The 23,288-nt window shown below is 38.2% G+C and carries 22 protein-coding genes; 8 read left to right on the forward strand and 14 right to left on the reverse strand.

Features of this window, described 5'->3' with window-relative positions:
• Positions 1-65: 65 nt before the first annotated feature.
• The 10 genes from H9648_RS05960 to H9648_RS06005 all read right to left on the reverse strand — a co-directional run bounded on the left by H9648_RS05960 (position 66) and on the right by H9648_RS06005 (position 11,351).
• Entirely contained in the window at positions 66-923 is an 858-nt protein-coding gene (locus tag H9648_RS05960; protein WP_191752974.1) for an amidohydrolase family protein, read from the reverse strand.
• Between the two features lie 12 nt (positions 924-935).
• Positions 936-4,109: a GNAT family N-acetyltransferase gene (locus H9648_RS05965; protein ID WP_191752975.1), complete on the reverse strand. Its 3,174-nt coding sequence runs from the start codon at positions 4,107-4,109 to the stop codon at positions 936-938.
• 286 nt (positions 4,110-4,395) lie between these two features.
• The gene (locus H9648_RS05970; protein WP_191752976.1) at positions 4,396-4,992 is read right to left on the reverse strand and encodes a LysE family translocator; all 597 of its coding nucleotides are present in this window, start codon (positions 4,990-4,992) and stop codon (positions 4,396-4,398) included.
• A 154-nt stretch (positions 4,993-5,146) separates the two neighbouring features.
• Positions 5,147-5,500 carry a YciI family protein gene (locus tag H9648_RS05975; protein ID WP_191753240.1) on the reverse strand — a complete coding sequence of 118 codons (354 nt, stop codon included), beginning with the start codon at positions 5,498-5,500 and terminating at the stop codon, positions 5,147-5,149.
• Positions 5,501-5,597: 97 nt separating this feature from the next.
• Entirely contained in the window at positions 5,598-6,869 is a 1,272-nt protein-coding gene (locus tag H9648_RS05980; protein ID WP_191752977.1) for an FtsW/RodA/SpoVE family cell cycle protein, read from the reverse strand.
• A complete protein-coding gene (locus H9648_RS05985; RefSeq protein ID WP_191752978.1) occupies positions 6,842-7,279 on the reverse strand; it encodes a PadR family transcriptional regulator in 438 nt (145 codons plus the stop codon). Before H9648_RS05985 ends, H9648_RS05980 begins: the two co-directional genes overlap by 28 nt.
• Positions 7,280-7,281: 2 nt before the next feature.
• The gene (locus H9648_RS05990) at positions 7,282-7,815 is read right to left on the reverse strand and encodes a sigma-70 family RNA polymerase sigma factor (RefSeq protein WP_191752979.1); all 534 of its coding nucleotides are present in this window, start codon (positions 7,813-7,815) and stop codon (positions 7,282-7,284) included.
• 95 nt (positions 7,816-7,910) lie between these two features.
• Positions 7,911-8,792, reverse strand: coding sequence for an SMP-30/gluconolactonase/LRE family protein (locus H9648_RS05995; protein WP_191752980.1), 882 nt, complete (start codon positions 8,790-8,792; stop codon positions 7,911-7,913).
• A 242-nt stretch (positions 8,793-9,034) separates the two neighbouring features.
• Positions 9,035-10,789: a methyl-accepting chemotaxis protein gene (locus tag H9648_RS06000; RefSeq protein ID WP_225218782.1), complete on the reverse strand. Its 1,755-nt coding sequence runs from the start codon at positions 10,787-10,789 to the stop codon at positions 9,035-9,037.
• A 94-nt stretch (positions 10,790-10,883) separates the two neighbouring features.
• Positions 10,884-11,351, reverse strand: a complete 468-nt coding sequence (locus H9648_RS06005; protein ID WP_191752982.1) for a GNAT family N-acetyltransferase — start codon at positions 11,349-11,351, stop codon at positions 10,884-10,886.
• A gap of 95 nt (positions 11,352-11,446) precedes the next feature.
• Here H9648_RS06005 and H9648_RS06010 point away from each other — a divergent pair, with 95 nt between their 5' ends.
• From H9648_RS06010 to H9648_RS06020, 3 genes are all read left to right on the forward strand, one after another.
• Positions 11,447-11,884, forward strand: coding sequence for a hypothetical protein (locus H9648_RS06010; RefSeq protein ID WP_191752983.1), 438 nt, complete (start codon positions 11,447-11,449; stop codon positions 11,882-11,884).
• Between the two features lie 212 nt (positions 11,885-12,096).
• Positions 12,097-12,705, forward strand: coding sequence for a GNAT family N-acetyltransferase (locus H9648_RS06015; RefSeq protein ID WP_191752984.1), 609 nt, complete (start codon positions 12,097-12,099; stop codon positions 12,703-12,705).
• 209 nt (positions 12,706-12,914) lie between these two features.
• Entirely contained in the window at positions 12,915-14,195 is a 1,281-nt protein-coding gene (locus H9648_RS06020; protein ID WP_191752985.1) for an L-cysteine desulfidase family protein, read from the forward strand.
• Positions 14,196-14,252: 57 nt separating this feature from the next.
• On the opposite strand, the gene H9648_RS06025 is transcribed toward H9648_RS06020, so the two are convergent.
• Positions 14,253-14,570 carry a hypothetical protein gene (locus tag H9648_RS06025; protein WP_191752986.1) on the reverse strand — a complete coding sequence of 106 codons (318 nt, stop codon included), beginning with the start codon at positions 14,568-14,570 and terminating at the stop codon, positions 14,253-14,255.
• A 30-nt stretch (positions 14,571-14,600) separates the two neighbouring features.
• Between H9648_RS06025 and H9648_RS06030 the strand changes: the two genes are divergently transcribed.
• The 4 genes from H9648_RS06030 to H9648_RS06045 all read left to right on the forward strand — a co-directional run bounded on the left by H9648_RS06030 (position 14,601) and on the right by H9648_RS06045 (position 16,942).
• Positions 14,601-15,407: a phosphotransferase family protein gene (locus tag H9648_RS06030; RefSeq protein ID WP_191752987.1), complete on the forward strand. Its 807-nt coding sequence runs from the start codon at positions 14,601-14,603 to the stop codon at positions 15,405-15,407.
• Between the two features lie 70 nt (positions 15,408-15,477).
• Positions 15,478-15,867, forward strand: a complete 390-nt coding sequence (locus H9648_RS06035; RefSeq protein ID WP_191752988.1) for a VOC family protein — start codon at positions 15,478-15,480, stop codon at positions 15,865-15,867.
• A gap of 2 nt (positions 15,868-15,869) precedes the next feature.
• Complete coding sequence (locus H9648_RS06040) at positions 15,870-16,334, forward strand: hypothetical protein (protein ID WP_191752989.1); 465 nt, start codon at positions 15,870-15,872, stop codon at positions 16,332-16,334.
• A 17-nt stretch (positions 16,335-16,351) separates the two neighbouring features.
• On the forward strand, positions 16,352-16,942 hold the full coding sequence (locus H9648_RS06045; RefSeq protein ID WP_191752990.1) for a hypothetical protein: 591 nt from the start codon (positions 16,352-16,354) through the stop codon (positions 16,940-16,942).
• A 22-nt stretch (positions 16,943-16,964) separates the two neighbouring features.
• On the opposite strand, the gene H9648_RS06050 is transcribed toward H9648_RS06045, so the two are convergent.
• Positions 16,965-17,537 (reverse strand): nucleotidyltransferase family protein, encoded by a 573-nt coding sequence (locus tag H9648_RS06050; RefSeq protein ID WP_191752991.1) that lies wholly within the window; start codon positions 17,535-17,537, stop codon positions 16,965-16,967.
• Positions 17,538-17,908: 371 nt separating this feature from the next.
• On the opposite strand from H9648_RS06050, the gene H9648_RS06055 reads away from it, so the two are divergent.
• The gene (locus tag H9648_RS06055) at positions 17,909-18,685 is read left to right on the forward strand and encodes a TerC family protein (RefSeq protein WP_191752992.1); all 777 of its coding nucleotides are present in this window, start codon (positions 17,909-17,911) and stop codon (positions 18,683-18,685) included.
• 41 nt (positions 18,686-18,726) lie between these two features.
• On the opposite strand, the gene H9648_RS06060 is transcribed toward H9648_RS06055, so the two are convergent.
• Together H9648_RS06060 and H9648_RS06065 are read right to left on the reverse strand one after the other, a co-directional pair.
• Positions 18,727-19,695: a LacI family DNA-binding transcriptional regulator gene (locus H9648_RS06060; RefSeq protein ID WP_191752993.1), complete on the reverse strand. Its 969-nt coding sequence runs from the start codon at positions 19,693-19,695 to the stop codon at positions 18,727-18,729.
• 55 nt (positions 19,696-19,750) lie between these two features.
• On the reverse strand, positions 19,751-23,095 hold the full coding sequence (locus H9648_RS06065; RefSeq protein WP_191752994.1) for a GH36-type glycosyl hydrolase domain-containing protein: 3,345 nt from the start codon (positions 23,093-23,095) through the stop codon (positions 19,751-19,753).
• Positions 23,096-23,288 lie beyond the last annotated feature (193 nt).

The following is a 23,288-nucleotide window of genomic DNA, read 5'->3' on the forward strand; positions in this document are numbered from 1 at the left end:
TAAAATACGCCTTATAAAAACCACAGACACGTACCATTGGCATCACCCCTCTCACAAGTATTTGTTTATTTTACAAACGCCTTAACCTTCGGGAAAAGCTTTACCGCTGTGTTGTAAAAAACATCTTCATGATGCTCTTCAGGAATGATTTCTTTTATAAAGTCAATATACGGCTGTACGGGCACAAGTGGCCAGTCTGTTCCGAACAAAAACTTTTCATAGTTATCCGTGAACGTCAAAGCATGGCGCAAGTGATTGAAGAATCGTGGTGAATCTTTGTATCTTGTAATATCTTCTCTTGTTCCAACAACTAGTCCTGACAGATCGGCATACATATTGCGATTCTTGTAAACAACTTCTGCTCCGTCTAACGTCCACGGATCGCCGAAATGTGCCATCATGAAATTGACATCTCGGTGCATAACCGCTACTTCATCTAGTGTCAGGGGATGAGAGTATTTCAACAAACCGCGCTCTGAATAAGTATCACCTGTGTGAAAAACAACTGGCAATCCGTATTTAGCAGCTAGCTTATAAACCGGCTGATACACCTCATCATACGCATAGTACGGGTAATAACCGAGGTAAATTTTGATACCCACAACTTCAGGAAGCTGAACCGTTTCTTCAAGCTGTATCAATTCACTTTCACCTAAATGATACGGATTGATGCCAGCACAATACACGACGTTTTCAGGAATGTTTGTATCCAGATCGATACCCATTGGGGTTGGAGCTAGAGGGTCTGGAAAACCCTCTACCTCTTTTTCTGTTAACCCCATCGCGATGCCGAGCACAACGTTAGATTCCTTATATTCTTTGATGATTCCTTCATACGAATAGTCAAGTTTAGAAAGGTTCGTTGCTGTATGTTTAAAGCTTTCAATGTTTGAGAAATGCATATGTGCATCAATAATTTTCATGAGTTCCCCTTTCTAGCTGAATTTAATTTTCTGCAGATCTTCTAATGCTGTATCTGGAATCACTTTATCATTAAACACATAAAACACCGGTGAAGTGAATTGCTTAGCACCGTGCACAAGACTCACCTTTTCTGAGTACCCAAGCTCAATGACTTCTAAATTGATATAAGAATCAACTCTTGTAGCGTTTTGGTCCGCTACAATTTGGAGCAGGTTTTCATGATCATCAGATCCGTAAATCACGCTGCGTTCTATTGTCATTTCCTGCTCTCCTTTCGCACCAGAAACCATGGTCCACTCCCCATTTTCAGCCTGAAAGCTTCCCCAGCTCGTCACAGGCTCTGGTCCTGGATTTAAAAAACAACCTGTGTAAAAGTTCTTACCATCCAAGTAACTATCAGTGTTCTGGACGATTTCCGTTGTATGGCAGAGCACCGGAACTCCTGGCAGCATCAAGAAGTACTTGTGAATTTGAATACCTTTAAACGTCTCGTGTTTTTTATAATGGGTAGATATTTTAAGACCTTTCCACTCATTCCCCTTGTTATCTTTCTTTTCTACAAATTCAACAGTGCTTTCTTCTTTTAGTAAGGAGTGAAGACTCGTACCTTCAAGAAGACCTGCTATACCGCCGAACCAAGGATTCCACCACGATTTTGGTGTTGGTTTTGGAAATGGTGAATCCATCCACTCATGATCTCTGTATTGAAGAGAGAACAATGATGGTGCGAACTGTGCTGAAGCAGAAATCTTCATTTCTCCATTATCTACAGAGTACACTTCTAGACCATCTTTTATCGATTTTTGTAAATGAACGGGTTGATCCCTCATCACAAAAGCGGCTGATTGCCGTGTAACATGAACAGCACCTAAATTCATTTTGGACGTTAAGACATGTATCCCTTTATCATTTGGTAATTCAATATCAAACTCGGCATGTGTTAACTCTTCATCTGAAGCGAATAGATGACTCTGCAGAATCTCATCGTCTAGCTTCATTTCAATAAACCCATTAAAAAACGAAGATTTATAATCTCTCACAACAGCTTTGCACTCACCATTATCAATAAAAGGATTTCCCCCATTAACCGATACGTTCATGTGATTGGTCAAACTGGCTGGTTTATCATTCTTTTGCGTCGCAAATTCTCTGAACGATTGCCAATCACGGAAAGCACCAATTGTCATGGTGATTGGTTTTGTCGCAACTGTTTCTCGAGGTGCTAACTTGCCTAACTTATTTTCAAAATACATGAACCAACTGGAGAAATTCACTTTCCCCTCTCTCGGCCATGAAATACCTCTAGGGTTATCATTTCCACGAAGAAAAAGCCAATTTTCCGTAAGTTTACTAGGATCCCAATAAGATAGACCAGATCCCATTGAATCATTTAGTTCGATGTACTTTCCTTCATAAGGCAAGACACCTTTGTCTAACATAGGACACATAATTGGCGTATTCAGCCATACTTCTGCGACTGTTTCTACATCGCTTATATTTGTGATTTCATCATAACGTTCTACAAGTCCTTCACTGTACAACTTCACAACAGTTGCAAGCTGCAGTTCTGGAAAAGCCTGTGATTGAAAAGTTGCTTTTAATCCTGCGTAACCATCTTCTTGTAATGGTTCGATTTTCTCTGGACGAAGTCGCGTTATCTCTTCTGAGAAAGGTTTGCCTAGCTGAGGAACCATGAATGCTAATTTGTAATCCACATCACCTTTCCCAGGTGCGATCCAGTTATTGAACTTATCTAGCTTTATTCGATATTGTCCGTTGCATACGTGATAAAAATCGTCACATTCTCCAGCGAATTTAGCTCCAATTCCCTGCAGGGTTACACCTAGCTTTTTCGTAAAAGTAACGATATTTCCATTGGATTTTGTTGCCGAGATTTGGACTTCGGCAGAGAAAAATCCATTCTTTTTTATCATGAAAGGAACAGATACCGATTGCTTTCCTTTCGGTGCCAATGTAACACTCACATTTCGATTCTGAATGGTAATCAATTGTGATGATGGAAGTTTAAAGCTAAATGTTACTTGTTCATCAAAGTTATTTTCAAAGTTAAAATAAAGTTGAGAAGAACTACCAACAAAACGAAGGTTAGCCGGCGTGTTACTGCTTAACTTAACGGGATACTTAGGACAAATACCTACTTTAAATTCCGCTTTTTTTCCATTGATTAGTAATTGAGAAGTAACAGCTGGGTGCGTTCTCCACACACTTTGATCTTCAGAAATTGGGTTTACTACAAAAGGAATCTCAATCTTTTCTTCCTGTTGAACTGTGATTTTTTTCGAAGCGGCAAACTGAATGTTCTTATCATCCACACCTTGAATCTCTATGGTTAACGGTTTACCTGTTTTATTAATCATGTGGTATCGAATCTTGTATTCAGATCCAAAAACAAGATTAAAGTGTTCAACATCCGCTAAGATTTTATAATCGTCTGTTTCGATGGAGCGAAGCCCTCTTCCAAAACGCTCAAATTCCATCTTCAAGTTACCCAGAGTTTCATGATTCCAAGCATACTCATAATAATGAAATTCATCTTCGTTGTTTCCATCAGGGATGGTTTCAATCGTACGAGTACTGTTTTCGTACCATTTACCATCCGTAAAATAATCTAAGACCGCTTCTGTTTGCATAACAGAAGGCATGAAGTTCATTAGATGTGTCGTGTCATCCCGATCTTCCCAAAAAAAGCCGCATTTTTTATATAGCGGAACTGCCTTTGTGTTCCCTGGCCATGTATATAGATCCAAACGCGGCCACTTCATTTCAATCGCTTTTTGCAGCGCTTTTAGTACAAGCTTTTTGCCGATCTTCTTACCGTGATAATCTCCTCGTACATTCAGTAACGGAATGTAGAGTGCTCCCTCGTCTTCTCGATATTCTCCTAGACTGCAATAGCCTACGACCTTATCTCCATCGAGCGCAAGATATAAATGGAGGTTTGATGAGTTCGATTCTTTCTTTAATACTTGTTCTTCCGTCATGATTGAGTTTCCGCCGCCCCAGCCATCTTGGCTTTTATTCCACATTTCAGCGACTGCAGCTGCATAGCTTGGATCATATTCCACTATCGTGATCTGATCAGTAATCTGTGTGTTCAATACTTCCATTTTTCTAACCTCCGCTTTTTCAATGTTCAATATCGTACCGTTGTTCAATCTTTTCAAAATAAAAAGCCACCCAGAAATAGATGGGTGACTTTTCATACAAAAAATACATAAAAAGGCCCCAGAATGTATACACATCCTGAGGCTCTGATTCACGTTTCATTAACAGATTGAGTTCTCATTAAGAAGGTTGTGTATTGGACAATATAATGTTGTTATTGTAGTGTCAAAAAATTTAATCATGTCCAACGCCTCCTTATCTTGAAATTTTTTCCTTACCTCTTGTATTGTAAAACATATGGATATAAAAGTAAATATAATTTTCCGAATATTTATTTTTTGACTGTTACGCTATGATATTCGCTAAAGCTAAGCCGATGATTAATAATCCTGCTCCTTTGTTGATGGTACCTAAGTGCGGCTGAATACTTTTTGTTAACAGGCTTACCACTATGCTTAAGAACATCCACCAACAGGTAGCACCGATAAACACACCACTTATTAAGAGCATTGCAATTTGTAACGTCATCTGACTCTCACCAAACCCGAGACCTGCAAACATTGCTGTAAAATTCAAAATCGTAACAGGGTTTGTAATCATCAAGAAGAACGTAGAAGCAAACATAGCCATCTTGCTTTCCCCTGCCAGCTGCGCAGCTTGATTTGGTACTTTCTTTAAGAATGTTTTAACCCCTAGGTAAAGCAAGAAGAAGGTACCTACTATTTTTAATAATAGTTCGTATTGAATTAAAAATGCTGAAACAGCTGAAAATCCTAGTACCGCAATACTTGCATACACGATATTAGCAGTGATTGCTCCAAAGCCTGTTAAAAATCCAGCCGTCCTCCCTTGTGCGAGCGTCCTTTGGATACAAAGCAAGCCGATCGGACCGACTGGAGCTGATATAGAAAAGCCTAAAATGATACTCTTGAGTAATAACATCTACATTTCCTTTCAATCCATAAAACGTAAAGTGCAAAGATACCGAATTACATAAGAAGAATCCCCTGAAAAAAGAACCTCTAATTAAAAAATTGAGGTTCTCTTTCTATTATACTATTAGCATTATGTTTTTTTAGTTGCTTTGTTAGTAATGTTACTCAAATACTTGGCGCAATTCGATCTGCCCTTCTCCATTTCCTTGTGGATCAGGCATCTTCATCGCCCATTCAACGGCTTCTTCCCTAGACTTCACATCAATCAAAATAAATCCAGCAATCAATTCCTTCGTTTCAGTAAAAGGCCCATCCGTAACCACAGGTTTTTCTCCTGGATGTAGATAAGAGATTCGCATACCATTTGAACTTGGGTGTAACCCTTTAGCAAGAACTCGAACGCCAGCCTTAACTAATTCTTCATTATACTTGCGCATCGCTTCATTAAGCTCTTCATTAGGGCGGTTGCCACCTTCCGAGTTTTTTGAAGCTTTAACAATCAGCATAAATAGCATAGCCATTTCCTCCTTGTATGCAGAAGTTATTTTTTCTTCTTTTAAGTATACAACGAACGGAAATCATCAAAATCGACAACGTAGCTAGAATAATTTATTAAAGAGCTGATCTGTTTAAGTCTTTCCTACGATAAACGCTCAGCACAACTCCAATCAAGATAGCGTTTAATAGAATGGGAACCAACCCGTAACTAATAAACGGCAGTGACATGCTAGTAAGAGGGAAAAATCCGAACGCCATTCCGATATTACTTACCATTTGAAAAAGTAATAAAGATAAGCTGCCTATGATCAGAAGTTTTCCAAAGTAATCTCTTACTTGCTGTGTGGTGATAACCACTCTTGCTAGTATTAATAAAAGGATGAGTATAATAAACATCGCTGCTAACCAGCCATAGTGATACGTGATGCTTACAAATGCAAAATCAGTGTGTGCTTCAGGTATGAACTGCTTAATACTCTTGTTTCCCCCGAACCATCCTGCACCGGAAATTAACTTCTGAATTTGAAGCACCTGATACCCTGCTCCATCAGCTACTTTTCCAGGATTCAGAAAACCTATCATTCTATCTTTAATATAATACGGTTGATACTGCCAAGAGATCATACCTATTAATAGTAACGAACCCATCGTAATGCCTGAAACAAAACCTTTTTGACGATTGGAAAATTTGCTCCACCATAACATGGACAGTACCATGGCAAAATACAAGTAAGTCGTTGAGATACTTGGTATCATGAAGAATAAGAACAGCGAAACCAAGAATAAGAGTATGAATTGAGAGACTTTGAAGGAATCTCGATTAAAGAAACAAGCCCAGGCAATCATAAAGAATGGAAGTACAGCAATGCTTTCTATTGTTAGCCCACCGATTAGTAAGAATGGCTTCCCATTAATCGTACCACTAGAAAAGAAGAGCAAAGATAGAAGCAACACAGTACCTACCCCATAAAACACCCATCCCCACCTTACTAACTTCCGATAATCAACAAACATTAGACCTAAAGCCACAATCATGCCAAGGACAACCAATATCATCTTTCTCATTAAAAAGTAATGATTGCTATCATACCCCAGAGAAAGTACAGGAAGAAATCCTAGTAAGAGTACAGAAGTCAATAACGCGAGCAAAATCCAATCAATTCTTGGACGATGAATCTTGTTTAACTGAATACCTAGCGTGATTGGACTTCCCATCTGCTCAATCGCTTTTTGTTCGGCATCCACATCAGAGTATCCTTTATTTACCCATCGCATTTTTGCTTCTTTCATATGGTAATTCAACTCGGCAGAAACTTGTTCTTTTGCTTCCTTTGAACGAATCTGATTCGTAACTTCGTTTAGAAACGACTTTCTGCGATTTTCCATTCCGCTCCTCCTATCAACTGCTGCAGAATGACTGATGACCGTTTTTCCTTATGCTCTGCTTGCTTTAATAGTCTTTTACCTTTACTTGTTAACTGATAATACTTGGTTTCATATTTTGATATCCAGCTTGATTGAACTACCCCTTTACTCTCTAAACGGTGCAAGAATACATAGAGAGACCCTTCATTGTCGTTAAATTGTTTTATCCCGCGAGCAAGAAGTAAGTTTGCTAACTGATAACCTGTCTTTTCTTGGTTCAACAACTGCAAAATATTTAATACAATCTGTTCCTTATCTTCTTGATTACTCCATTTATTCTGTATGGTTTCGCGATGCTTTTCGGTGAATCTTACTTGTGAGAAGGTTTTTTCGTCCATGATTTTCTTTAAGTTTTTTAAACGGTTCTCCATCCCTAACCCTCCAAACGTATTTTCAATAGTTCTTTAGCTCGGCGCATTCTTGTTTTGACTGTATTGTCACTCACTTCAGTTACTAAAGCGATCTCTTTAATTGACAGCTCCTCGTAATAAAAAAGATAGATTACCTCTCTATATTTGATTTCCAGCTGCATAATTGCATGGATTAAATTCTCATCATCTTCTTTTTGAATGACTTCATGCTCAACGACATCCACCTCAGTTCGATGAAAAGAAGATTCCTCATCGGTGGTGATAACTTTATTGTTATACCAACTTTTCAAAAAGTCCTTACAATGGTTAATGGCAATCCGCCATAGCCATGTTTTAAATTTGGATTTGCCGTTATATGTATGCAATGCGTTATAACACTTAACAAAGATATCTTGTGTTAAATCTTCAGCAACGCTTGTATGATTTACATAAGAATAAACCAACTGTAGCAAGTCTTGTCCGTATTCATTCATGGCTTCGTTTAAAATGTGCTCTTTACTTTCTGCAGAGGTCACATCAACTAACATGTTTTCCATCCCAATTCCCCCTCTCTTATTATTAGACGACGAACGATGATTGCAAGTTTTTGTTAATCAAAAAAAAAACAGCGTTTAATAACGCTGTCCTAGTTTTATCCTTTGAAAGAATATGCTGGCATTCCTTTAACACCCGGTCTTACTTTAAACAACCCACCGGCTTCTGGAAATCTTTCTAGATTCTCTGCACTTGTATTCTTCCTAGCTGTCGTTACATACAACTCGTCCAGATTTTCTCCGCCAAACGTGCATGAAGTAACATTTAATGATGGAATGGGAATAGAAGATAGCTGTTCGCCTGTTTCTGGATTCCACCTGGAAACTTGTGCACCGCCCCAATGAGCGATCCAAAGCATGCCCTCTTCATCAATCGTCATACCATCTGGAGAACCTACTCCTTCAGGAAAAGAAATCACTTCTGTTGCATTTTGGATATGACCCGTTTGAATATCATATTGGAATCTCGTTACTTTTTTCGTTGGTGTATCAATTAGATACATATACGATTGATCAGGCGACCACGCCAAACCATTCGAAATCGTTAAATTTTCACACTTCTTTTCCACATGTAGATCGTGATCTAAACAATAGAGAGAACCTTTTTCATTCTCTTCACTTAAACTCATCGTGCCTGCCCAAAATCTACCGAACGGATCACACTTACCGTCGTTAAAACGATTCTCAGGAAGTTCATGTTCTGGGTCAATAATAGGCGTAAGGTCTTCCGTTTCAAGATTCAGAAAATAAAATCCCTTCTGAAGGGCTACGCCTAAACCACCTGATTCTCGCGGCACAACCGTTCCCACCATTTGATCTAGTTGAATCTCTCGATTTTGGTGAGCGCGTGGATCGTAGACGTTTACCTTTTTATCTAAAATGCTGACCCAATACAGGACGCCATGTTCTGAGTCCCAGCATGGTCCTTCACCTAAAGATGCTTTTGCAGGTAGAACTAATTCAGCTTCACTATTAAACATGATTTATTCCTCCCTAATCTATGATGTATGTAAATGTATCGTCATTTAGATAACTTTGTGCCTTAAGTATATCACGAAGTATTTATCTCATTATTAAAGAATCCAGTTAAGAGTGTTTAATAACATTCTTTTCTATACCGTATAACTCCAGAAAAAATCATTAGTTGTCTCTATATCTACAAGTCTACCTCTCTACATAAAACCAATCAAAAAAGTGACGGTTCCCCCGTCACTTTCCTCATTTATGCTGTTTCTTTTCCTTCACTTACACGCTTATACTGACTTTCTTGTGTTAATTGATGGGACAGGCTCGATAACGTCGCTCCAACGAGGTAAGCCTGTTTAATCTTTTCATTTTGTTTAACAGAAGTTACAGACATTTCTTCTGAACTTGCTAGAGTTTCTTGAGAAATGCTTGAAAATTGAATAGCAGCTGTTTCAATCTCAGGCAATGCCACTTTTAACTGTTGCAAAGCTACACTCATCTCACCCATTCGCTCATTGTTGTCTAAGACTGAGTTCATTAAATATTGAATGAATCCAGTGGTATCCTTCACCTTTTGCACATGTGATAGATTCGCTTCCCCAAGAAGGCGTGACTCATGAATCGCTTGTAAAGCTGTTTGGTTCATTTGGTTAACTGTTGCAATAATATCTGCCGCCGCTTTACTCGATTGGTCTGCTAATTTTCCTACCTCATCAGCAACTACTGCAAACCCTCTTCCTGCTTCTCCTGCTCTAGCCGCTTCAATTCGAGCGTTTAATGCCAGCAGTTTTGTTTGTTCAGAAATTTCCTTTATTGTAGAGATCACATTTTGGGAGTGACTTGAGTATGTGCCCATCTCATCAATGATTTTGTTTAACTGCACAAAACGGTCATGATTTTCATGAATCTCTCCAACTAACTTCCCCACTTTTTCTTGACCTGAAACGGCATTGTGATTCATAGATAAGAACTCATCCATTACAGTCATCACCGTTTTGTTCAACTCACTTACTTTTTCCTGCATATCAGTGAATAGTCTAACACTATGCTCTGAACTTATTGCCGTTTCTTTTGCCCCTGTCATCACATTCTCTATCTTTTTTACAAGTTGTTCATTATATTGGTTGGCCTCACTGTATGTATGCTCAAGTTTATTGCCCTGAACAGTTAGTTCCCTAGAAATTTGCTGAATCTGATCATGTATATTTCTAATAAACAGCATCATCTGGTTAAAGCTATCAATGAGTCTTTGAATCTCAATATGTCTTGAACGATAGTCCACATTATGTTGAAAATCACCTTTTTGAACACGTTTCATAACTTGGTTGAGCGCTGATAACGGTGAAGTAATGCTTCTGATAACGAAAATAATTACTAATGCAGTTAAAAGAATGCTAATGACTACAGCAACCGTTATAAAATTTCTGAGTTCATAAACGGGTTGCATATAACTTTCTGTTTCAACAGCTATCACGTAGATTCCATTCAGCTCTTGAATCTGTTTAATTGCTAGTGTATACGGTTTATCTTGAAGATGCGTGTGAAGAACACCATTTTCTAGTTCACTTATTTTCTTCATACTGCCTGAGGATAATGCAACTGTTTCTTTACCGCTCGTCTTATAAGGAATCAGCGTACCATTCTGCAATAAAAAAATAGTTGCTTTCATATCATCTTGCTGAAGGCCTACATATTGTGAATTGATACTTTCAGCCACTCTCTTATTAAACATTTCTTCATCTCTTATAAAACTAAATTTAAGATTTTTTGCAATGTCATATGTAGTTTCTGTTTCACGTTCTAAACGATTTTCAATAATTGTTTTAGTAGTATCAGATGCCTTGTTATAACTAAAAAGACCTACGATCGAAATGGTTAAGATAAATAACGAGAGAATCATCAGTAATAGCTTTGTCTGTAAATGAAGCTTTAATTTCTGTGATGTAATTGATTTCATTCCATCAAAAATCTTTACACTCTTAATCTGCGAACGCATTTGTTGAAAAACCATATTCAAACTTGCCACCCCTTTTGTCTATGTATAGAAATTATTACAATATTTTCTAAGGAGTGGTGTAAAGGTTTAGTTAAGAGTTTGTAAAGGTCTAAAGACCCATTCGGAAAATCCTTTCTATGCCATATTCCCAATCATAGTTCTCATCTTCATGTATGAATCCCGCTTTTTTGTAAAGAGATATAGCGGCATAGTTTGTTTCATGAACGGTTAAAATAATTTCATTCTTATCTTTGTAATGCTGCTTCACAATATTCGGTAGTAATTTCAGAGAATCAAGCCCAAATCCCCTTTTCTGAAACCTAGCATCTATCGAAAAAGATTTTAATAGGATCGCCTGCTTATTATTTGTATAAATATTACCCATCCCATCTGTATATAGAGCAAACCATCCTACAAGTTGTTGATCGCAATAAATAACAAAAGGCTGGTTGAAGATATCACTTTGAAACGTTTCAAGTACCTCAGAAGGTATGGACGTAAATATTGCTTGTTCTGCAGGTAAGCTGTACTCAAGAGCAGCTTGGAGATCTTTGCTTTCGTACTTTCTGACTATCACGAATAAGCCTCCATTCTTAGTAATGATTGAAACAAGGATTTCACCATCAAATAAAGAATACACTGTTATGTAGTGGATGAGAGGGACGGTGGAGGATGAAAAAGAAGCTTATTTTAGCTGCTGTTTTATTAATAGGATTTGTTTCTGTTTTAACGATCTTCTTTAAAGATTCAGCTCCAACTTCAAGTACCAAGGGACCAACATCCCAAAATGACAGGATCGTTTTTTCTGGAGAAAATGATTACTGGCAAGCGGCGTTCTCTGTTGATAAAACTAATCAACTAAAGCTCACACATAATGAAGATAAAAACAGACTACCGAAAGAACTGATGTTCACGCTTAGTACAGCTTATGATCAAGAAAAAAAGCAAACAGAGATTGGCGCATATACCTTTTCTATCAATCAGTTTCCAAACCAAATAACCGTAACTTTTGATGGGGAAATTAAGAATCTAAAAGAAAACAAAAAACTCGTATTAAAGATTACCGGTAAAGATCATTATCAATTTTTTAACCTTTACAAAGAAGAATAAGTTACTTATCCTTTATCTCTTCTAAAAGGGAGATAATTTTTTCATTTTGTAAGATAAGCGTCTCATTTTGCTTTCGGAATTTCGCAGCGTCAAACATAAACACGATTAATATGATAAATATAAAAAACTCCATAAATATTAGTCACCTCTTTGTATGAAATACCTAAATATTAACATAAATATGTAATTTATTTTGTAGGGAGAATTTAAAAATGAAGAATCAGCATTTATTTACAAAGCCACCTACTTTAGAAAGTAACGATATTAAACTCATTCCTTTAGAATTTGAGCACTCAATGTCTCTATTTCAAATTAATCACTCGGACCATTGGGCTTATATGCTAACTTCAATCAACACCCAACAGGAAATGGATGACTGGGTCAGTAATGCGATACAGCTTCGAGAAGAAGGTTTTGCTCTACCTTTTGCTATTGTGAACAAGAGAAACGAGAAAATTGTAGGTACTACTCGTCTTTACGAAATAAATCCTACTCAACGTTCATGTGAGTTAGGCTCCACTTGGTACGGAAAAGATTATCAGCGCACATTCGTAAACGCTGCATGCAAGCAACTGCTTCTCACGTTCTGCTTTGAAACTTTAGATTTTATTCGTGTGCAATTTAAAACTGACGAGCGAAATGAGCGCTCACAAAAAGCGATTGAACGATTAGGTGCTGTGAAAGAGGGACTTATTAGGAACGAACGCATTCTCTCAAATGGCTATATTCGTAATGCCGTTTTGTATTCCATTACAAAAGAAGATTGGAAAACAGTAAAACAAGGTTTTATTGAGAGAGAAAATCGATATAGATCTACTTAGTAAAATCAAATTTTCTTAAGAGAGATTGTTTTCGTTTAAACTAAATGTTAGTAAGTCATTAAGTGAAGCCCTCTTCCCCTATACCATGTAAGGTGCTCATTAAGACGTTCAGGTTCATATTCTAAAATTTATAAGATTTACCTCTTTCTTTTTACCTCTCACACCAGTTATTGTAAAGAAAGAGAATATAGCGGAATGGGGTTGAATTCATGATCAACGAAAACATATGTAGACTTCTTGAAAAAGAACTCGTCGTGGCATTAGGGTGCACAGAACCTGTTGCAATTGCTCTCGCATCAGCTACTGCCAAAAAATATATTAGTGAACCGGTAACATCAATCTCTGTCAAAGCGAGCGGAAATGTTATCAAGAACGCTTTATCTGTTGGGATTCCCGGCATGAATCATACAGGTATCGATTTTACAGCAGCTCTCGGTATGATTGCAGGAGATCCGTCAAAAGGACTTCAAGTACTTGAAGGTGTTACGCGTAATGAGGAAGAAAAAGCTATTGATTTAGTCCAGAGAGGTATTGTTTCGGTTGCAACTGCAGACGGTCCTGAAAAATTATTTATTAAAGTCGAAGTGAAAACCGCAACAGAGGAAGCGATCGTTGTGATCTCTGGTGACCATACAAACATAAGCTTTATCTCTCAAAACGGAAAAATGCTAGTAGATGAATCAAATCCCGCTTCATCCTCAGGTTCTAAAAAAGCTGATGATCCAGTGTTAACCATCGATGACCTTTATACGTTTATTAACGAAGTTCCTCTTCATCGATTGGATCTTGTTAAACATAGCGTTGAGTTGAATTCTGCGATCTGTAAAGAAGGCCTTTCTAATGACTATGGCTTAAGAGTTGGGAAGACCTTATATGACCAAACAAAAAAAGGTATTCTTTCCGATGATCTTGCTACTTATAGCATGGCGTTATCAGCTGCAGGGTCTGACGCACGAATGGCTGGTTCCACTATGCCGGTAATGGCGAACTCTGGTAGCGGAAATCAAGGGATCGCAGTTACGATGCCTGTTGTAGCAGCTGCTGAAAAGCTAGGTGTAACAGAAGAAAAGATGTTACGAGCTGTAACATTGAGTCACCTTCTTTCGATTCATATGAAATCGAAATTCGGCCGTTTGTCTGCACTCTGCGGTGTGACTGTTGCAGGTGCTAGTGCATCAGCTGCTATTACCTACTTGCTTGATGACAACTTAGATAAGATGAAGGCTGCGATTCAGAACACATTAGGTAACGTCAGTGGAATGGTTTGTGACGGAGCAAAAGCCGGATGCGCTATGAAGGTTGCTACTTGCTCAAGTGCCGCTGTCCAATCGGCTGTCCTTGCATCAAACGGATTATGTATCCCCTCCACAAATGGATTTATTGAAGAAGATGTAGAAAAGACGATTGAAAACTTTTGCCGATTAGGCGCTGAAACTTCTAGTACAACCGATTCTGTACTTTTAGATATGATGGTGAATAAGCAACGGTAAGCACAATTGATTGAAATTAAAATGAAAAGAGCTGATCATGCATCAGCTCTTTGTTGTTTATTCTGTAATTGCCTGGTTTGATGAGATTTCCTCACGAACCGTGTTTTGGTCGATCGGTTCTTTCTTGATTCGGCTGTTTCCTACCGATAAAGCTACAAATATGCCAATTCCGATAAAGATAAGTCCTGTTAAGAATACGCTCGAGAAAGAAGTTGACCAAACATATTTAATCGTTTCAATGACAGAGGAATGTAGAAACAGATGCCAGATGTTCGTACTGTTCTGAATGTAAGCTTTAGTAACAAACGGCCACCGATTATACTTGCTGTAATATTTAAACAGTTCCCCCCTTCTCCATGTGTTAAAATTATCCATACAGAACTATCGAGCAAAGGAGTTAAACAATTGGAGCACAAAGTACTAATTGGTGAAGGGAGTACCGCACAGGTCGTAATCTTTTCTCCAACCGAAGTTGCAAAGATTTTTCATGATCACATATCTGATGATTTTGTTGAACATGAGTATTCGATCCATAAAAACATTCTTCAATCAGGGCTTCTGGTTCCCGAAGTAAGATGGGGTAAACCGATTCCTGGGAAAAGAGTTTTGATTTATGAAAAAGTCGAGGGAATAACGTTAACAAAATTATTAGAATCTCAACCTCAAAAAGCACTTTATTACTTAAAGAAGATGGCGACTCTTCAAAACAGCGTTCACGAAAAGAAATTACCTACTCTTCCTTCTCAATTTGAAGTTTTAAAACAAAAAATTATGTCAGTAAAAGAATTAAATGGGGATGACAAGAAAAGAATCATCAAAGGATTAGAAGCACTCCCCCTTGGTCAATGTATGTGTCACGGTGATTTTCACCCTGACAATATTTTAATCACAAAGGATAATGCTGTAATCATTGACTGGTGCGATGCTACAAGTGGCAACCGTATGGCAGACTTAGCACGGACTCTCCTCATCTTGCGTTACGGCGGATTACAAGATCGCACATCTTTTCTAAATTTTAGAACTACTTTATATGCACGAAAACTTTTAGCTATGTATTATAGAAAAAGTTATACTAGACATTACCAGTTCTCTTCGCGAGTCTTAGAGAGCTGGATGGTTCCTATAGCTGCAGCACGATTAAGTGAAAATCTTCCTGATTTTGAGAAAAAGTTATTATTATCAATAATTAATAAAGGTCTAATAGGTAATTAATCGTTATGAAACCTCTGCCTCGTTAAAAACGTTGTTAGTAGATATAAAATGAAGTAAAGGAGAATTACATATGATATATGAAATGACCGTTCAAGTTCGTGTACCGAACATGGAAGATGGTCAAAAGTATTATGAAACTCTGTTGAACCGTCGGCCTGACTTCACTCCACATGACGGCTTTGCTGAGTGGGAGCTGCTTCCTAACTGTTGGCTGCAAGTTGCAGAGGGAGACCCAGCTGTTGGCAATGGACCTCTTCGACTTGGTGTAGTCGATCTCGATGCTGAGAGAAAACGATTGATCGATGTTTTACATGTGGAAAACTTTGAAATTTTTGAACGTGTCGAAGTTCCTGTTAGATGGGCTACGTTTTCCGATCCTTGGGGAAACCGCTTAGGATTATTTGAATATAAAGATTCAGAAGCCATGAACGAAAAGCTTCGACAGGTAGTTAGGAGATAGTTATGAGAGTCATCATTTCATCAGTAATATCGGTACTTTGTGGAGCACTGTTCTTTTTTGCTATTCCAGGCGGGAATCCATTTAAGCTTGATCTACAAGGTGTGTTATTCGGTCTATTCTTTGGGATTGTTACAGCTCTACCCTTTTTCCTTTTCTGCACATTGCCAATTGCATTTATTATTGAATCTTCTAAAGATAGAATGAGATTGAAATTTAGATTCCATCTGCTCTTATATGTGGCATTAAGTATTGTTTTTCTTTTGATATACCGTTTCACTATTTTCTATTGGGCTAAGTTTGAAGGACTGAACACGTTTGCTGTGTTTGGTTATGGAATCACTTGTTCAATCGGTTTTTGTTTAAGTTATGCGTTATTTAGACCTAGAAGAAAACGCGAACCCAAAGAGCCTAAAAAACCTACAGGTCCATCAGACGAAAGAAGATACAGAAGTAAAAGTACTGTTTGACCGAGAGGAACGTGGGGATGAAGAAAAAAGGTGCTTGGAAGATATTTCTAGGGTTTGCCCTTTTGTTCTTATTGATAAATTGGGTATTTCCTTATTCACCACTCAACATTTATAAATCCATTTCCTATGATGGAGATCAAGTACTCATTAATGATTATAGATCAGAGTTAAAAGCATTCAAGCTGGAGTATGAACCTCGGCTCAAACAACAAAGGAAAGAAGAATTTATTAAAGACTTAACCACGAATGATGTTGAATATCTATTACAAATGTATGAACTTCCTTGGTTGGTGGACAAAGATTCTATAACCATCACCAAAAAATCATTAACTGATATGGAATTTGAAATTAATGAAGCAAAAGATATACTCATCAACCTTGCGTTTCATGAAGAGTATTCAGAAAGTACTAAGGTTTATTTGCACAGCTTATTAACGGAAACATTAAGTCTTGAAAAGGAGATCGACGAACTGAAACACCATTCGAGTCTTCATTCACGAAGTACGATCGATCTGCAACTACGGAATTTACATGTTCATTTCATCTCGAATTTCAAGATGCTAACTACTTTCTATAAGGAACATCTGAGGTCAGAACAAGAAGCTTGAGCGCTAGCGCTCAAGCTTCTATCTATTCTACCACTCTTACTTTGAACCAAACGGCATTCCAATTCTTTTTCTTCACTCGCTCTTTATATTTGTTTCTTCTGTCTTCTGTTCTTCTGTAACTATCCGTTGGTCTTACCTCCATGCTTAGTACATCTTCTATTCCGCATGGAGCAGCAAGAATGACTTCGCCTTGTTCATTAAGCCTAACACCAAGAGCAGTTACCGTTTCAGGAAATTTAGAAATCGCATCTACCGTTGAAGTGTACGGTTCAAAATCATCGTTGACAAGATGCATTCTCGCTTCATTTTTTACAGACCACGGCAAACCAGAAATTTGTTCATGTAGCATACTCTCATATTTTTTCTCACTCTCTTTGTTCAAATCATCGGGATTAAAATAAACAACATCAATGTCTGCAAGTCTCGTTCTTTCTTGAAAATCATGCAACGTATCCCAAACTTTAGATCGAACAAACCCTGCACATACCCACCAATCTGGTAATTCTAATGTTTTGGCAGCACGTAAAACCCGCATCATCCATTCATCATTTTTAATCAAATTAATTATGTATTGATGTTGATCCACCTTTTTCATCCACTCTTTTCCTGCCTATATATTATAAGGTTACTACAAAAATTCACACCGGCTATCTTCCACAACTTTTTGAGATAAAAAAATTGACAAATTTAAATCCCGTATAATATGATAATAGTAACTTCATAACTCCTAAAGGGGAGTAGCTTTTACAATATAGTCGTCATTTCGGAGCTTCGTGCTCTCGGCTATATTGGCAACTTCATTGTTGTTAGCAAGACCTTTACCGTTCGGTTGGTAAGGGTCTTTTTCTATGTAAGACCTTTGCCTGCTATTGGTAGAGGTCTTTTTTTATTTGTTATCAGGAGGTCGCTTCATGTAAATTGTTCTCGCTTCATTCAAGCATCTATCATTTTAAAGGAGGAACCAAAATGGAACTATCTATCTTGTTAGAATATGGTTGGATCTTGTTAGTGCTGATCGCATTAGAAGGCTTATTGGCGGCAGACAATGCACTGGTCTTAGCCATAATGGTCAAACACTTACCAGAAGAACAACGAAAAAAAGCATTGTTCTATGGTTTGGTCGGTGCTTTCTTTTTCCGTTTCGCATCACTTTTTGCCATTTCATTCTTAGTCAACGTATGGCAGGTTCAAGCTATCGGAGCTGTATATCTTCTGTTCATCGCACTTAACCATATCTTTAGAAAAGTTGTGGTAAAAAAGGCAGATGAATCGACTGAAACGTCTAAGGCAGCAAAGAAAAAATCAGGTTTCTGGACTACTGTATTAAAAGTTGAACTAGCTGACATCGCGTTTGCAGTGGATTCAATCCTTGCAGCTGTAGCACTAGCAGTTGCACTACCAGATTCCGGGCTTCCTAACATCGGAGGGCTGGATGGTGGAAAATTCTTAGTGATCTTCGCCGGTGGGTTGATCGGACTCATTATCATGCGTTTTGCCGCTAACTTTTTTGTTAAGCTTCTACAATCTAAGCCTGGTCTTGAAATTGCAGCCTTCCTCATCGTCGGTTGGGTTGGTGTGAAATTAGCTGTTTATACGCTTGCACACAAGGACTTAGCTATCCTTTCTGAAGGTTTCGCAAAGTCACCAGAGTGGAAAATCACGTTTTATGTAGTTCTCCTCTTGATCGCTGTTGGCGGTTGGTTTCTATCTAAAGAAAAATCACCTCAATCACAAGCTGAATAATTGCAAAAAAAGAGGAGCTGACAATAGCTCCTCTTTCTTGTTTATCGTTTTCGAACAGAATCTCCTTCAATCAGGCTTACGTTGATTCGTTCATGTTCAGGACTTTGCTTTTTTTGTATCAAATTCAGAAGCAGCTCTGATGCGAGTGCTCCCCATTTATGCTTTGAATAGTTGATGGTCGCAAGTCTCGGTTGAATATACTGAGACACTTCAATATTATCAAAACCAATAATGTGAACATCTTCACCAATGCGGAGATTCGTCCGGCTGAAATAATTATACATTCCGATCGCCATCTCATCATTCAAACAAAACACACCTACAGGCTCTGTAAAGTCTTGATGAATTTTCTTACCTGCTTCTTCACCTGATTGCTTGTTAAAATCACCATCGATTTCGATGTACTCGATATGCGAATAGCGTTGCACCGCTTTCTGTACAGCTTCTAATCGCTGCCTTGCATCAAATGAAATATCCGGACCCTTAACGACACAGATCTTTCGATGACCCTTTTCAGCCAGATAATCAATCGCGAGTGTTGCACCAGCTTTATTATCAAGCAGTACTTGAGAGATGTTCGGATGGTCCATTCTTCGATCCATCACGACCAGCTTATGTCCCCGCTCCGCGTGACTTAACAACTCTTTCGTTTCATATGTGGCATCTAGAATGATTGCGCCATCGATCATGCGCTCAGGTAGAAAGCGATGTGATTCTTTCCCGCTGCAGACGATAAGTTCATAGCCGTTCTCGCTTAATGTCTCCATCATCCCCTGCAGAAGTTGACCATAAAAAGCACCACTATAGTTCGTTAAATAGATTCCAATGATTTTTGTTTCTTGTTTTTTTAAAGAACGAGCGGCTGCGCTTGGAATATAATTAAGTTCTTTAGCGATAGCCAGAATACGTGCTGATGTTTCCTTCGTAACTTTCGGACTTCCGTTCAAGGCATAGGAGACCGTGGAAATGGAAACACCTGCTTGTTTTGCAATGTCTTTAATACTTACCAACGAACTTCTCTCCTATCTCTCATGTTGCAAACGTTTCCTTTATTATAACGAATGGTTATGAATAAATCTCTACGGTATTCACGTCTGCTGACAATTTATTTACAAATTCAGAGCGATTCACGTTCACACCACCATCTCGATAGATGTTATGATACGTATTACTTTGTATTTCTTGGCCATTAACGATGAGCCTATTACTTTCCTCACCACGATCTCGGAATACCAATTTCACAGGTTTCCCATCGATCATATACTGCAATTCAAGGCCGTTCATTTCTTCTGTTAATATTGGATCAATGATTAGGTTCTCCCCTTGTGGACGAATACCTAAACAATTTGAGATCAACTGGTTCATGTAGATTCCAGGACCAGAAGAATAGATTCTCCATCCACCTTTAACTTTTGCTTTGCCATCTTTCAGTTCGCCAAAACGTTCTTGCGCTTCATAGCGAGTTTTAAAATCGCCATCAGAACTTGAGAAATAAGCATTACTCTGACGTCGCTCTGCATTTGGAACTTTTTCTTGAATCATAACAGGATTGATCTTCTCCAATCCACTCCACACTTCTTCTTTTCTACCTAGCTTCGCCATCGCTTCAACAAAACGAATATGAGCATGAACATATTGAAGTCCGATTTCTCGTCCAAAGTTTGATGCTTGCTCTGCACGTTTAAAATGCGTACTCACACCGCCTTTATAATGAGCAGGTTTGTCCATTAACCTTACGCCATCTGGGCAATAAAATTTATCCATGATCAGATCAAGGTGCTGTTCCGCTTGTTCAGGTGTTAACAATTCTGCGATCATACTGCGCGTCATCGGTAATAATCGATAGTTGATACCTGTCGTGTTATCACTAGGATGAAGCATTAGTTTTGGTGATTTTGGATCCTCCATGTAAACAAATCCAGGGATTACATCTGTGCCTAACATATGTTCTTGATAGTCTGTCTTAATGTTTTTAGCGAGCTCGCTTAGTTTAACAGCCTCTACTTCGTCCACATGCTTTAATTGCTGTGAGAACTGAGTCATGACTTGATACGTTAACGCAACCGTCCATGAACTCACCATGTATTTTTTAAGCTGTGGATTCGCAGGTTGAAGCGTATCATCCCAATCACCGTCTCCATATGAGGAAAGGTGCGTATCATGCAAAAAGTTCGCTTTCATGTAACCAATCTGTTTTTGAATATGCTGTAATAATGTTTCTTTTTTCTCAGTAAAATTGAAATCACTGTTCGACGTGTAAGGTACTTCTGCACGCAAGATATCAAAATCATTCGTTGCTGCAAGGTAATCTGTCACTAACTTCAATGGCCATACGATAATATCTCCATGTGATTCATCTTGCTGAATTTTGAAGTATTGATCAAACATGAACCATTGTGGCCAGTTACCCGTCTCGTCAAACTGATGAGAGTATACAGTAAGCAAAATGTCTTTTACTGCACCATAATGCTGAGTTGCTAAGAAGTATTCAGCAGGTCCTTGGCAAACATCACGAGTTCCCCACGCTGCACCGCCATATTGCTCAAGACCATGCGGAACAGAATAGTGAATCAGCATGTTGTGCGTGTACCAATGCGCTAACGCGTTCATCTTCTGAAGATCGTGTGTCTCGACTCCATCCTTCGTCAAACGGAATCCACGATTCGTATTTTGTATAAATTTACGGTAACGCTCGATTTCATTTTCAATCGTCTTATTTGTGAATGGAATCTTCTTCCCGTCGATTAGACCTTGATGAGAGATTCCCCACTCATTTGTTGGTTCAAGGTCACAAACCACAAGAGAAGCAGATCCACGATCCATGTTATCCCCAAAGATTGTCTCGTCTGTTACGTTCCACTCGGTACCCGTAATCTTCATTCGATAGCTTAAATTTTCATACGTTTTCGCACTGTCTGAAGCAGCATCCGCGAATAACGAAAGAACTTCATCTTCTTTTTCCATCTTAAATGGCACTTCGTATTCTTGATTATTCATGGATACTTGGTTCGTTACAACAAACCGGTAAGTCTTTCCGCTCATAGCCTTAACATGCAGCTCTACCTCTGGTGTATCGACAGTTGTGTAGTTTGTGATGATGAACATCTCATCTTCCGTTTTATAAAACCATCGAGTATAGTTAAAGCCCATCTCAAATATTGAAGGCATCGTTAATAATTTCAGCTGCCCATCTAACTCAACATAGATTCGTTGACCCGATGTTTTCATAACATTCAACGCATTACGTGCATTCGTCATCATCTTATGAAATGAAGTGTTTCCTACTACTAACTGAGAATTAAAAATTCCATACATATAAGAAGTAGTCGTGATCGTGTCCTCTTTTAATGATATGTTATCTCCTGTAACGAGAATATGTCCATGAGGTCGCTCTACGATTCTTTCTTTTTCTTTTAAAACGATATGTTCATAGGTCGGAGTAAAAAAGGATAGAAGCGTTTCTCCCTCATATTCTTCTAAAATACGCTCCGGAAAAAGAGCTGCCACTTCTTCCATTGAAAGATCCACTGTTTTTAATGTTCCGTCAAACTGGTCATTGCGGTTGATCTTTTCAAGTATAGTCGCATCTTTTTGTGGTTGACCCTGTACTTCATTCCAAGTAGCAATTATCTCATCCTTAAAATCAATAGACGTAACAGCTTCCTGTTGATCCTCTTTAAAGCATCCATAAAAATTGATGTGATGCCTACCATTAAGTACAAATCGCTCTGATTGAAGTGCAATATAAGCGAATTCGTATTGATACACTTCACTTTCTAAGTTTTCCTTATAAAGTGCTTGTGGTACATCCGTTTCTTTATATGAAGTACCGAAGAATTGAAAACCATCTGTTATATAGCCAACAGATTTCGTTAACGATCCTTGTTGCAGGTAAGGAAAGGCTTTTCCATTAGGCTGATTTTGACGCGAACAGATAACATAACCCAGCTTATCATCTTCAAATACTCCATGGTCTACATACTGAGCGATGAATGCTTCATTTGTTCGAACAGCTCCTATATGAGCTAGCCCCACGTCTTGGCCATAAATAATATCAGCCTTCTCAGCTTTTCCTTCGAGTTCAACATCCCAAAACCATATACCACTTTCTTTTAATGAAAAAGTGACTACATATGAAATGTCTTGAAATGTACCGCTCCAAAAAACTTGATTCTCATTATACGAAACGGTGCTGTTAGATTTACTACCTAAAAGTGGGGTTACTTGAATACCCTCACTGTTAAAGACACGTAGATAAAGATTGTTTAAAGAACCATCGATCGGATTACTCATCCATTGGTTGATCATCGTATCATGGTGGGAAACTTTGTAGATATCACCAGTACTTAAGAACGCAAATGTAAAGTCACCAGCTTTAATCGTGATGTTCCCTTTCGTTAATGTTGTCATTGTCTATCCCTCATTTCTTATATAAAGCTATTTGGCTTTTAACTTAATGAAAACAATTGTTGTTGAAATAAACATGAAACTTTCAAACTCTTTTTGAATAAAAGAAAGCATTATCGAAACGTTTCAATTGAATTCAAGAGAGTTTCTAGTTTTTTGAACCTCATAACCTAATCTTCTTCATGCCCTTTTAGAA

Source organism: Fictibacillus norfolkensis, assembly GCF_014836645.1.
In the GTDB taxonomy this organism is placed as follows: domain Bacteria; phylum Bacillota; class Bacilli; order Bacillales; family Fictibacillaceae; genus Fictibacillus; species Fictibacillus norfolkensis.